Source organism: Leptospira sanjuanensis, from assembly GCF_022267325.1.
GTDB classification, from domain to species: Bacteria; Spirochaetota; Leptospiria; order Leptospirales; family Leptospiraceae; genus Leptospira; species Leptospira sanjuanensis.
This window is the reverse complement of sequence record NZ_JAIZBG010000001.1, coordinates 375,302-387,866: the sequence shown is the minus strand read 5'-3', so window position 1 is coordinate 387,866 and position 12,565 is coordinate 375,302. Positions and strand designations below refer to the sequence as shown.

10 protein-coding genes are annotated in these 12,565 nt (G+C 45.2%); all 10 read right to left on the bottom strand.

Annotated elements, in window-relative coordinates:
• Window positions 1-64: 64 nt before the first annotated feature.
• Window positions 65-862, bottom strand: coding sequence for a histone deacetylase (locus tag LFX25_RS01850; RefSeq protein ID WP_238728617.1), 798 nt, complete (start codon window positions 860-862; stop codon window positions 65-67).
• Between the two features lie 153 nt (window positions 863-1,015).
• On the bottom strand, window positions 1,016-1,867 hold the full coding sequence (locus tag LFX25_RS01845) for an alpha/beta fold hydrolase (RefSeq protein WP_238728616.1): 852 nt from the start codon (window positions 1,865-1,867) through the stop codon (window positions 1,016-1,018).
• A gap of 11 nt (window positions 1,868-1,878) precedes the next feature.
• The gene (locus LFX25_RS01840) at window positions 1,879-3,048 is read right to left on the bottom strand and encodes a LamG-like jellyroll fold domain-containing protein (protein WP_238728615.1); all 1,170 of its coding nucleotides are present in this window, start codon (window positions 3,046-3,048) and stop codon (window positions 1,879-1,881) included.
• Between the two features lie 124 nt (window positions 3,049-3,172).
• Complete coding sequence (locus tag LFX25_RS01835; RefSeq protein WP_238728614.1) at window positions 3,173-5,167, bottom strand: methyl-accepting chemotaxis protein; 1,995 nt, start codon at window positions 5,165-5,167, stop codon at window positions 3,173-3,175.
• Window positions 5,168-5,457: 290 nt separating this feature from the next.
• Entirely contained in the window at window positions 5,458-6,402 is a 945-nt protein-coding gene (locus LFX25_RS01830; RefSeq protein WP_238728613.1) for an aldo/keto reductase, read from the bottom strand.
• Window positions 6,403-6,473: 71 nt separating this feature from the next.
• Complete coding sequence (locus LFX25_RS01825) at window positions 6,474-7,385, bottom strand: OmpA family protein (RefSeq protein WP_238728612.1); 912 nt, start codon at window positions 7,383-7,385, stop codon at window positions 6,474-6,476.
• On the bottom strand, window positions 7,376-7,699 hold the full coding sequence (locus tag LFX25_RS01820) for a Bor family protein (RefSeq protein ID WP_238728611.1): 324 nt from the start codon (window positions 7,697-7,699) through the stop codon (window positions 7,376-7,378). Before LFX25_RS01820 ends, LFX25_RS01825 begins: the two co-directional genes overlap by 10 nt.
• 3 nt (window positions 7,700-7,702) lie before the next feature.
• Window positions 7,703-8,488, bottom strand: coding sequence for a DUF1554 domain-containing protein (locus LFX25_RS01815; protein ID WP_238728610.1), 786 nt, complete (start codon window positions 8,486-8,488; stop codon window positions 7,703-7,705).
• A 152-nt stretch (window positions 8,489-8,640) separates the two neighbouring features.
• The gene (polA, locus tag LFX25_RS01810) at window positions 8,641-11,406 is read right to left on the bottom strand and encodes a DNA polymerase I (RefSeq protein WP_238728609.1); all 2,766 of its coding nucleotides are present in this window, start codon (window positions 11,404-11,406) and stop codon (window positions 8,641-8,643) included.
• Window positions 11,403-12,509, bottom strand: coding sequence for a glycosyltransferase (locus tag LFX25_RS01805; RefSeq protein WP_238731467.1), 1,107 nt, complete (start codon window positions 12,507-12,509; stop codon window positions 11,403-11,405). The genes polA and LFX25_RS01805 overlap by 4 nt, the downstream gene beginning before the upstream one ends.
• Window positions 12,510-12,565: the final 56 nt, after the last annotated feature.

Sequence of the window (12,565 nt, the reverse complement as noted above, 5' to 3'; positions counted from 1 at the left end):
AAATCAAAATAAGTAATCAAGCGTTCGAAAATAAAAGCTATACCGAACGGATTAAAATTCGCCCTTAGGACTCAACGCTGCTCAGTTTAATCGTGTCCAAGATCTTCGATACCTTCTTGTCGAACTTCTTATTAAAGACGAACGGGTTCAGTGTTTTTTCCAAAAACAAAATCATTTCCACCGCTTTCCATTCGAGAACGTTCTTATGATCGCGGATTTTCCCGGAATGAAGCAAGGTGGAAATTCCACGAATCGATTCGTTTTTAAAATCCCTTCTTAAAGCGATGAACAAGGCCTGCGCTTCCGGAGTTAGAAAATGAAACTTCTTAGAAAACAAAACCGCATCGTGAAAGTATTCGGGACGAATCACCGCTCCGTTCAAACGAAGCGACAAGATCAGAAATCCGATAAAGTCGGAGATCTGATGAAAGATTCCCAGGCCCGGAACATCCTGTCCCGGATACAATCGGCTCTTATCCATGGAAGGTGATTTCGGATGACGTGTCTGTAGCCAGTTGATGATCAGATACTTTTCTTTAAAGAAGTAGTCGTTGATTTCCAATCGATATTCTTGAATGCTAAGACGAAGATGAAGAAGAATCTCTTTATCCGAAACGAGGGTAAGTCTTTGAAAATCCTGTCCCATACCCGTGATCTCGAGCTGAACTTTCGGATAACCTTTCTTTTTGATCTCGGGAAGAATTCCGGTGATTTCGAGGAGTTCCAGAATATTCTCGCTCGTTAAAGAGTGAAACAGAATTCCTTCCTGAAACGAAGAATCGGAATCATCGACTGCCGCCGCTAAAAATTCATCGTAAACAAAGTCGAAAAATCTAGGATTATTATAACTCGATTTTGCCATGAAAAGAATCGAAGATTCTCCGATCGAAAATCTTCTTTTGTCCCCGATTCAATCACGATCTTTTAGCATTCCATTTTTTCAAGGAGAATCCCTCGAACGAAAAAGAATGATTCTAAATCGAAGATGCGATTCTTGATCTTTATTAAAATCGATTCAAAGAATCGATTTCAAAACTCGATCCGCGGCTTCCACTTGCGGATAATGACCGATGCCTTTCAGTTCGACTATATCCGCCGAAGGAGATAGTTCCCTATATCTTTGTACGAGATGCGCGCCGCTGACGGGATCGTCGACCCCGTTGATCATTCGAACGGGAACGGGAGAATTCAAAATCGCACCGACCCAACGTTCTCGATTCGTTTTTCTTTCCTCGATATATCGTATCAGTTTGTGTGCGATCTTGGTTCCTCCGTCGGAAGCGACCAATTCCCAAAAGCGATCCAATTCTTCCCGACTCGGCTTCGTGTTTTGTCCGAAAACCGCCGCAAAACTTTTCCGAAAGGATTTACGATTCATCAGTCTGGAAAGAATCCATCCGATCGGACTATTCAATAATTTCTGGATAAATCTAGGCCGGTGCGATTCCGGAAAAATTCCGCCGTTCAAAAGTGTAACGGCCTTGATCTTCAAACCTTTTATTTTCGATTTTTTACGTTCGATAAATCGCGCGAGAAGTTCCTGAGCCACTGTATCTCCCAGATCGTGCGCGAGAATCTTCACCTCGGAAATCTTCTTGTCGCTTAACAATTTTTCGATGATGTCCGCCTGTAAAAAAATGGAATAATCGATTTCCGGTTTGGATGAGAATCCGAATCCGAGCAGATCCGAAGCGATGAGTCTTCTTTTTTTGGAAAGAGGTTTCCAGATTTTTTCCCAATCGTAGGACGCAGTAGGAAATCCGTGAATCAACAGAAGATTCTCCCCTTTGCCTTCTTCCTTAAAAAAGATTTTCCAATTTCGATACGCGACGGTCGAACCGGAACGTTTCCATTCTTCTAAAGTCATAAACTCTCCGTTTAACGGCTGTTATAGATCGTTTGAATTTGCGCGGCGGTCAATGCGACCGGATAATAAATTCTAAGCTCGTCGATCAAGCCTACATATAATTGACTCGCGTCCCTCCTAAATCTTCCGATATTGGCGGGATAGGAATTCGCGGTCGCAAATGTGGACGAAAATAAGTATCCGCTCTGAACGGCGACTCCGTCAAGGTATAAAGTCGTATTCGGATTCCCTAAACTAGGATTGTAAACGCAGGCTACGTGATGCCAACCGATAATCGGACCGACCCAACTAAACCCCTCGCTGAAATCCCCTTCTCTCCAGGACATCACGCCCACACTACCGTTACTCGCGTGAAAATCGAAAATCAAATTCGAAAACGGTCCGTTGTTTTCGGACTTGTCGAAAATGGTTCCAACCGATGCGGTATCCGGGGAAATCCAAGCGGTGACGCTAAACGATTGGTTGCCGGCAAAGTGAAAATTGCCTCCGGCGGAATCGGGAATATCAATATAATCGAATGTAGGAAACGGTCCGTAACCGAGCCGGATCGCATTTCCTACTACTCCCGGAACAATCGTTCCCCCGAAATTACCGGTTACAATTCCGCCGTTACCGTTTCCGGATATATCGATAAATGACATACTTTCAAACTGCATCGTCAGGGAATTTCCGGAATAATTCGCAACTCCCGTTGCTTGCAGAGAAACACTGACGGGCGAAATATTTCCTCCCGGTTGAATCGTCAGAGTCGCCGTTTTTATTCCGGGTGAAACGCTGTTATAATAAATGGACGCGTTTACATTCGAACCGCTCGCGATCGTCCCCGTTGGCGCTCCAACAACGACAAAATCGGTCGCGTTCGCCCCGGTTAGACTTAGGAAATTAGATGCAGGAATTTGAATATCTCCGCCGGAAGAATTCGTGATCGTAATCGAAGCGGAAGGAGATTTGAATCCGTTTAACACCGATTGAAAATCGTATATCGCTCCCGCTGAAAAGTTCGTTTGATTGATGGAAGCAGCGATCGGTCCGGAAGGTCCGGAGCCGGACGACCCGTTAAGCCGCGTAAATCCGAAACTCAATTCCGGGATCGAAGAAGATTGAGGATCATATTTACAAAGTACGATCGGAAATATTATAACGAACAAAAACGGAATGGAAAGTGTCGTGAGCGATTTCATTTTCAATTCCCATCCTCCGCACGACGTTCTAATGGAACGATCGGAAGCGGATTTAGATCCTACAGAAGAAATCGCAAAAAACAACTATTATACGAATTGAATGCGTCTTTTTGAAATAAATTCTTTATAAGATGAATCGATCCGCGATTCTCCGCAGATTTTCAGCGGAGATTTCGAGACTTTTCGCCGAAGCCGAGATTTCCTCCGCCCCGGAAGCCGTTCCCAAAGTATGATCGTTGATCTGAACGATGACCTGCGTGATTTCATGAAAGGCCTGTTTCTGTTCGTCCATCGCCTGTTTTACGAATTCGGCGTCTTTTCCGACTTCGTCCGCGTGTTCGGCGACTTGTCTATTGATTCCTTCCTGCGAACTCGTGATTCCAAATAATTTTTCCATCGCTATGGAAACCGTATCCGTACTTTTGATAATACCGTGAATGACTTCGGAAGAAGACTCGATTCCGCTCGCTCCCGAATCCAATTCGCGATTGTTTCGAAGAATCATTTCGCTGATCGATTTGATGGAAGACGCGGTCTTTTGCGAAAGTTTGGAAATTTCTTCCGCGACGACCGCAAACCCCCGCCCCGCTTCTCCCGCTCTCGCCGCCTCGATCGCCGCGTTCAGAGAGAGAAGAGACGTCTGATCGGAGATGTCGTTGATGATTCCGATGATCGCCGACATTTCGCCGGAGGATTTGATGATGTTCTGAACCATCGTCTTCATTTGACTGAGGGATTCTTCCCCTTTTGCCGCCTGCGAGGAAATGTTCCGAGTCAGTTCCAAGGCTTGTTTTATTTCCCGGCCGATCTCTCTTACGCTGGAGGAAAGATTCTTTATATTATTATGAAATTCTACTATATTTTTATACTGACGATCGGTCCCCGATGCGATGCTGTCCATACCGGAAGAAAGCTCCTCTACGGTCGCCGACATTTCCTCCGTGGAAGCCGCGGTGGCCTGCGCACCGGAAGCGAACGAATCGGAAGAAGCGGTCAATTCCTCCGAAGCCGTTGCGAGTTCGGTGGAAACTCGTTGAATGTCTTTCAACGAATTACGAATACTGAATATAAACGAATTCATATCACGGCTCATAGAACCGATCTCGTCTTCGTAAACCACTTTGATATCCGAAGTCAGATCCCCTTCCGCCATCGTCTTAAACAATTTACTCGCATTTTCCAAAGGACTAAGACGTTTTTTCAAAAGGAAATAGAGAAGATATGCGGAAATCGATGCGGTCGCCAAACCGGACATGACGATCAAGACCAAAAGTCCGATCAGAGATTCCCGGATTTCCGTTTTCGGTTGAATAGCCGCAATCGAGATTCCCCAGTTATCCAAACGGTAGATCATAGCGTAACGGTCCGTTCCGTTGTACGTAAATTCCATCGCTTCTCCCGTTTTGAGAGCGAGCATAGTCTGACCGTACGATTCTTTAGAAACGTCCAAATTTAAAATCATTTCCTTCTTAGGATGTGCGATGATCAATCCGTCGTGATCGACGGCGGAGACATATCCCTGTTCTCCGATTTTGATCTCTTTGATGATTTTTTCCGAAATGGAATCGAAAGAAAGGGCAACGCCCACAAGTCCGATCGGACGATTCCCTTCAAGGATCGGAACGGAAAGCAAAGAAACGGCTAAACCGGTAACGGGGGATTTCCGCGCCTTTGCCAAATAAACCTTTCCTTCCTTAGCGGCCTGTAAACTTTTTTCGATCCCCGCCTCCGAAAGTTTAAAACCGATCGTGACTCCGCCTCGGCCGTCCGCAATGATCTTAGAATCTCCATCCAAACGGCATATGAAGATATTCTCATATACTCCGTACCGCTGCATTAAATCCTGATAGAAACTTCCGGCAACGGGAGTTCCGGATCGGATCGATTCCAAGGTTCGCGGATCTTTGGCGATGGTCCAAGCGATATTGGTATGAGAAGTCAAAAACGCGTCGAATTCCAAGCCCACAACGCCGATTACGCTTCGCATCTGACTCATATAATTTTCGGTGATCTTTTTTCTCCCGAAAAAATAAGCCGTTCCGGAAACGATACAGGTTAATGCGAATAAAATTGAAATTCCCGAAATCAATAGAATAAATTTGAGACTGCTCCGATGCATGGACGACTCCCCGCTAGTTCTAAAGCCAATGTTTTCGGAATTCTATTTTTGAAAAGACCGAACGATAATTCTCCATCTCTTAAATTATAATTTCAAGAGAATCAAGGGGAAAAGAATAATCCATTCTAATTAAAATGTCCGATAAAAATAATCAAAAAGAACTAATATTTAAATCGAGTTCGATTAACAAATCACATTCTAAATTTTGAATATGATTAAGCTGCACCGAAGATGTGAGAATCGATCGCGACGTTGAGAGCGAGGCGAGGCAATCAAATCGAATTCAAAAATCAAATTTCTTGCAAGAGACGCTTTTTGAATTCTTCCCGATCCGTACCCGAGGGGAGTTTTCCGAAACCGGCCTTTAGATTGTCTATAAGATGAGAAACCTTCGAAGTCGCTGGAATCACGCAGGTGACCGCCGTGTGAGAAAGAATGAATTTCAAAAACGCCTGACCGAAAGAATCACAATCCCATTCTTTAAAATACGCAGGCAAGTTTTTACCTTTTACTCTGCGAAAGAGTTCTCCTTCCTCGAAGGGGCGATTGATAAGGACGCCGATTCCGTTCGCTTCCGCAAACGGGAGAATACGATCCTCCGCGGCTCGAGTCGCGATCGAGTACGGAATCTGAATGAAATCGATTTTTTCGTTCTTCGCGATCTTTTCCATTTCGGTAAACGCGGAAGAAACGTAATGAGTGATCCCGATATAACGGATCTTTTCGCCTTCCCGTAGCGCTCGCAGAGTTTTAAGATGCGTCTGTGTATCCACTAAATTATGAATTTGGAATAGATCGATTTTATCCGTTTTGAATTTTTCGAAAGAGGATCGAATCTGCGCTTTACCCGCGGATTCTCCTCGAATCCAAACCTTGGTGGCGTAAAAAACTTTCTTTCTCGATTCTTCGGAAAGTTCGGAGGAAAGAACGCCCACGATTTCCTCCGCTCTTCCGTACATCGGAGAAGAATCGACGACTCGTCCCCCGGCAGCAATAAATTCTTTCCAAACTGCTTTTAAGGAATCGAGTTCGGAGGAGTCTTTCGAGACATCCATCGTTTGCCAAGTTCCAAGGCCGATCGAAGGAATTTTTTCTCCGCTTTTCTGAATCGTTCTTTCCAAGATCTTAGCTCCTTCGTTTGCGAATAAATTCCGATGCGGAATTTCGATCAAGCCGGCCGCGAATGCGAAAGCGGCACTTCGTTTTAAAAAATCGGAACGTGAAATCGAATTCATACGTTTTATCCTTTCCTTTAAAACGAAAATCTACTTCGAAAGTTCGGAAGATAAAAGAAAAAAAAGGAGCTCTATCGACGATTGTATCTGATTCTGCGGATTTTTTTCTTCGAGATGATTTGTACGGCGCCTTTGTATTCGAGATGAATTTCGTCCCTCGTTTGATCGGTTATGTTTCCCTTCAACTTCCGACCGTTACCGAGAAATATGACGGACGCGTACGGTTCGGTGTCATCCGAAATCGGCTCGATCCTTTTTTTGGAAGGAAGAATCTCGTCCTGTTTTATCGCTTGAACTTCGATCCTTCTATTTTGAAACGAAGCCACCTCGTCCAAACGACGGACAATCGGTTTATTCGAACCGAAACCCCGCGTTTCCACGCGGCTCGAATCGATTCCTTTCGAAAGTAAATACTCTTTCGTGGAAGCGGCTCGTTTTATCGAGAGAACCTGATTTTGTTTTCGATTTCCGTTTAAATCGGTGTGGCCGGAAATCACGATTTTCAAGTTCTGATTCTCTTTCAGAATGGAGGCTAACTCGTCCAGAATTTCGAAAGAATCCTCGTCGATCTGATCCGAGTTGGATCTAAAATAAACCCCTCTTAACACGAGCGTGTTCGATTTCAAAATGGAATCGAGATCGAGTTTGGAACGAACGCATTCGACTTCCACGCTCCTCGTATCGTATACGCCTCCGAAAAGGATGTGGATAAAAAAATCGGATATACTTCTGAAAATTTTAAAACTTTCAATTCCTTCCGGACATTCCGCACGATCGTGTCCTCCCTCGAAATATCCGAGCACGTAACTTCTGGAGGTAAAGCTGGCTCCTTTGAAGGATTCGCCCGCTCTCGGAAATTTGGAAGGAATGATGTTCGTTTGATGACAAGCCAAAAAGAAACAGCAAAGCAGAAATGAAACCGTAAATCGCGGGAGACGTATTCCGGTTTTTGAATATGAATACAGAGTTCCGATCAGTGACATACGATTTCCAAGGAACGGGGAGAATAAATTCCGATCGTGATTTGCTCGAACAATATATTCGTAAAGGAGGAATATTGATGAACTTCCTTGATTCCGCGTTCGGGACAATATTGTGCTTCCGAATATTCCAATTTTCGGGGAAGAAGTCCCATCAAATAATAATTCTGTTTTAACAGAATCGTCTCACGATTGATTTCCTTTGTTTGTGCTTTTTTGGTCGCGATGGGCGCAACTTCCACCCGCGCATGTTGACAAAAAGAGGTTTGCAAAGATAAAAGAATTATAATTCCGTAATATATTATTCTTCGTATCATCTTTTACCTCTGTACGCAATAGAGCACAAGGGTATTGTTACAGGCAAATCCCGGTCCCACATCCTCCACGAGCGTGCTACCTAAGGAACCGTTACCGTTGCTGATTCCAAACGAGCCGTTCACGGAAGTAGAGGTTGAGGTCCAAGATACCCCTCCGCTCACACAAGTTTGTCCGGTCTTAGGAACCCAGGTAGCCCCGCTTGTGTCGATTCCCGTATAAACCCCATTCGCAGTCGTGGTGATCGTATTCGTAACCGGAAAAATAAATTGTCCGTTGGCATCCGTGGACGTGACAGTAAGATTGCTATTGCTTATACTTCTATAAACCTTATTGGGATACAGTACCCAGTCGGTTGTAAGATTTCGACTTCCATCTTCGGCCATTAGGAGCGCTTTGTAATTATTCGGATCCCCGGGCGCACCAACTCCCGGCGCACCCGAAGCACATTTTGCATCGGCCCCGGAAACGCCTCCCCAATTACCTCCGATCGCAGTCGGATGAATATATAAAAAAACCGCGCAACTGCTACTCTGCGCACAACCTGCAGAACTAACGCTTCCTCCAGGTGTTTCCGAAGCACCTGTCGTATTTCCGTTTTGCAGAAGAGCAAGCAGAACGAGAGAACTGTTATCATTGGAAGATCCCGACTGGGGCGCAGCAAGAGCGGTCACAACGGGCCAAATCGTGCAGGAAACCGAAAGAATTTGAATGAATAAAATCAGAAAAAGAAATAACGGGAATTTTATTTTTTTCCCGTTATATGAGAAGTGAAGAGTTGCACCAAGCATAACAATCCAACAACGGATCGAGTTGCAAATCTTCGAACGCGTTTCTCGGAAAGGGAATGAACGACCGATAATACGGACTGAACGGTTTTTCTTCTGATTCTTTATCAATCCGCAGAATTTACGTTCCTTGAATCGATGTCTTTATGTCGACTTTAGTGAGCTTCGTCCCAGTTGACTCCGAACTTTCCTTCCACAAGAATCGGCAGATCCAATGGCATTGCGTTCTCCATGTGCTTTTTCATGGAAGCCTTGAACTCTTCTTTTTCCTTTTTATGAACTTCAAAGACCAATTCGTCGTGAACCTGCAACAGCATTCTCGATTTGTATCCTTTCGTTTCGATCTCGTCGTGGATTTTGATCATCGCGATCTTAATCATGTCCGCGCTTGTTCCCTGAATCGGGCTGTTGATCGCGATTCTTTTGGCGGCTTCTTTCGCGGATTTGTGCGTGCTGTTGATATCCGTAACGGGCCTGCGGCGTCCCGTTAAAGTCTGAACATAACCGTTCTTTTCGGCGAATTCGACCATCGAATCCATATACGCTTTTACGCCGGGATACTGTGTCATATAACGTTCTATAAACGATTTCGCCTCGTCTCTTGAAATTCTAAGATTTCGGCTCAAACCGTACGGAGTAACTCCGTATATTACGGAAAAGTTAACTACTTTCGCCTTATCGCGCATCTCGTGCGTGACGTCTTTTTCCGCGACCCCGTACAAGGCCGCGGCCGTTCTTTTATGAATGTCTATGCCGTGATTGTACGCGTCGAGCATCGCCGCGTCTTTTGAAACATGCGCCATGATTCTAAGTTCGATCTGGGAATAATCCAAGCTGAGAATTTCGTAATCGTTCGAACCGACGACGAAACCTTTTCGCAGAAGTCTTCCTTCCCGGTCGCGGATCGGAATGTTTTGTAGGTTCGGATCCGTGGACGAAAGTCTTCCCGTGGCGGCGATCGTTTGATTGTAACTCGTATGAATTCTTCCCGTCTTAGGATTTACCATTTTCGGAAGAGCGTCCACGTACGTGGATTTTAGCTTTGTGTATTTCCTGTAATCCAGAAGTTTTTCGATGATCGGATGTTCTCCCGCGAGTTCTTCCAAAACCTCGTGGTCGGTCGAATAACCGGTCTGCGTCTTTTTCACGACCCTGAGTTTCAAATCGTCGAAAAGAATCTTCTGCAATTCTTTCGTCGAAGCGATGTTAAACGGTCCGCCCGCCTGTTTGTGAATCTCGCCTTCGAGATGACGGATCTCTCGATCGAAATCGCGGGCCAATTCCTCGAAGTAGGGAACATCAAGAGCGATTCCGGTCTTTTCCATCTTGGCAAGAACCGGTATCAAGGGCATTTCCATATCGCGGAGAATCGGTTCTACTCCAGATTCTTTGATCGACTTTCTGAGAATTTGATACAAACGGAACGTGACATCCGCGTCTTCCGCGGCGTATTCGGCGACTTGTTCGGGATCGATGTCGGTTAGTTCCTTTTTCTTTTTTCCGGTTCCAACCAGATCGTCATAGGTAATCGTATCGTAGTTCAGCAAATCCTTCGCAAGATCGTCCATGTTGTGACGTCTTCCTTCCGGCCGCAAAACGTAGGAAGCGAGCATGGTGTCGAACTGAATATTGTTCAACAGAAAACCATGATTTTCTAATACGATCAGATCGTATTTGATGTTCTGTCCGACCTTTGGGACATCGCTGGACAAAACAGGCCCGAGATGTTCGCGGACTTCTTCCAGACTGAGTGACTTGTCCTGAAATAAGGACGCATTGTTTTTTACGGAAACGTAAAACCCGGTTTTCTCCTGATTGGAAAAGGAAATTCCCAGAAGTTCCGCCATAACAGGATTAGGCGAAGTCGTTTCCGTATCCACGGATAGAACCCTGGATTTCAAAAGACCTCTGCAGATTTTAGAAAGCTCCTCCGCGCTCGTGATGAGTCGATACGTTCCTTTTTCACCTTTAGGAAGCGGTTTCGTTTCATCCGTTCCAGCCGAGGCCGCATCGGCAACTTCCGCGTCTTTGGGAACTTCTTTCCCCGCCGATTTCGCGAGATCTCTCGAAAGAACGTTATAACCCTGAGATTTAAAATAGAGGATCGCTGCGTCCGATTTGTAATCGGGCGTTTCTATATCCTTTTCAGTGATTCCTAATTCCAAATCCCTGCGGATCGTCGCAAGTCGTTTGGAAAGATAGGCGTTTTCCTTCTGTTCCGACAACTTGGTTTTCATCGATGGATTTTTGATTTTCTCGAGATTCTTATAAACCCCGTCTAGAGTCTTGTATTCCTGAAGAAGTTTGGATGCGCCTTTGTCTCCGATTCCTTTTACCCCGGGAATGTTATCCGAAGTATCGCCGACGATTCCCATGTAATCGGGAATTTGTTTTACGTCCACGCCCAGTTCTTCCTTAACCCAGGTCGAATCGATTTCCACGAATTCGGTGACTCCCTTTTTACCGCGGAGCATCTTAATATTCTTTTTTTCTAATAATTGATATAAGTCCTTATCGCCCGAAAAAATCAGAATCTCCTTTGCGGTCGAACGATACGTATCGCAGAGAGTTCCGATGATATCGTCCGCCTCGTGGCCGTCCATTCTCAAGACCTTAAACCCGATCTTTTCCAAAGTTTCCATGACTTCTTTGATTTGAGGACGCAGATCTTCGGGCATAGGTTTGCGGTTGGCTTTGTATTCTTCGAAGGTTTTTCCTCGTTCCAAAGGACCGCCCGGATCGAAGGTCATCGCGACGTGAGTCGGCGCATAATCCTGCAGCAGTTTAAAAAGCATTTTAAAAAAACCGAATGTTGCTCCGCTCGGTTTTCCGGTTTTGGAATTGGTGAGATTGGAGGCTCCGAAGGCGTAATACGCGCGGAAGACGAACGCGTGTCCGTCGATGATAAGAAGACGTTTCATTCTTTTTCTCCGAAAAGTTCTTCGCCCAGAAACGAATAATACGCAAGCTCCGTTTTGCGAATCGTGTTTTTGATGGAGAATCGTTTGACAGATTCCTTATTGAAACTTCCGAACGTTTTACGGAGTTTTACGTCATCCATTAGAGTTTCATAATGTTTTGCCAGAGCTTCGGCGTCGCCCACATCGGCAAGAAAGGCGCCTTTTTCGTGCGTCAGCATTTCTCCGATTCCTCCTCCCTTTGTCGCGACGATCGGAAGTCCGACCGCCATCGCGTCGAGAATCGAGGTTCCAAGTCCTTCTTCTTTCGAGGTTAGCGTAAAAATATCGAACAGGGAAAGAATATCGGGAACATCCATGCGATAACCGGTAAAAACGACTTTATCAGAAATTCCTAATGTATTTGCGAGCGTTTCCAATTCTTTTCTGAGTTCTCCATCGCCTACGAGAAACACTTTGAAGTTTTTGGAAGAATCGATTTTCGCGACCGCATTCAAAAGTGTTTTCTGATCCTTGTGATCGACAAGCGCGGCCACGTTTCCGATCACGATCGTATCCTTTTTGATCGAGAATTCTTTTTTGTATTTTGCAGGATCGGGAAGTTTTTTCGCGAAAGAGAAATCGATTCCGCTGTGAACGGTCACGGTCTTTGCGGGATCGACTCCGTCCCTCAAAAGTATTTCGCGGATCTTATTGGAAACGGTTAAGAAGAGATCGTTGCGTTTGGATTTGTATTTCCAAATCGAAAATAAGTTTTTTCGAATGCTGAAGTCGACTCGTCGGGAAACGATCAATTTCGTTTCGGGGAGTTTTGATTTTGCGAACAAAGCAAGCGTGTGGGCCTTTGCGGTGTGCGTGTGGATGAGTTTTACTTTTTTTTCTTGAACGACAGCGCGGATCGATTTGACAGATGCGAGATCCCATTCTCCCTTCATGTCGATGGCTTGGAATGGAAGCCCATGGTCGGAACACCGTCCTTCTAAGGCGGATCCGGGTTTGCCCACGATGAGTTGTGGGATCTTTCGCTTCTTTAATCCTTCTGCCAGAAGAAGAAGTTGTCTTTCTCCTCCCCTCCAGCCTGTTTCCGTATCTATATGCAAAATCACCGGCTCAGTTTCCAGTTGCCTGTCCATTTCTGCAAGGAATCCTTGAAAAATCGCTG

Excerpts from the sequence above, each read along its gene's own strand:
- LFX25_RS01850 (WP_238728617.1), bottom strand. The coding sequence starts at position 862 with ATGGCAAAATCGAGTTATAATAATCCTAGATTTTTCGACTTTGTTTAC.
- LFX25_RS01830 (WP_238728613.1), bottom strand. The coding sequence starts at position 6,402 with ATGAATTCGATTTCACGTTCCGATTTTTTAAAACGAAGTGCCGCTTTC.
- LFX25_RS01820 (WP_238728611.1), bottom strand. The coding sequence starts at position 7,699 with ATGATACGAAGAATAATATATTACGGAATTATAATTCTTTTATCTTTG.
- LFX25_RS01815 (WP_238728610.1), bottom strand. The coding sequence starts at position 8,488 with ATGCTTGGTGCAACTCTTCACTTCTCATATAACGGGAAAAAAATAAAA.
- LFX25_RS01825 (WP_238728612.1), bottom strand. The coding sequence starts at position 7,385 with ATGTCACTGATCGGAACTCTGTATTCATATTCAAAAACCGGAATACGT.
- LFX25_RS01835 (WP_238728614.1), bottom strand. The coding sequence starts at position 5,167 with ATGCATCGGAGCAGTCTCAAATTTATTCTATTGATTTCGGGAATTTCA.
- LFX25_RS01840 (WP_238728615.1), bottom strand. The coding sequence starts at position 3,048 with ATGAAATCGCTCACGACACTTTCCATTCCGTTTTTGTTCGTTATAATA.
- polA (WP_238728609.1), bottom strand. The coding sequence starts at position 11,406 with ATGAAACGTCTTCTTATCATCGACGGACACGCGTTCGTCTTCCGCGCG.
- LFX25_RS01845 (WP_238728616.1), bottom strand. The coding sequence starts at position 1,867 with ATGACTTTAGAAGAATGGAAACGTTCCGGTTCGACCGTCGCGTATCGA.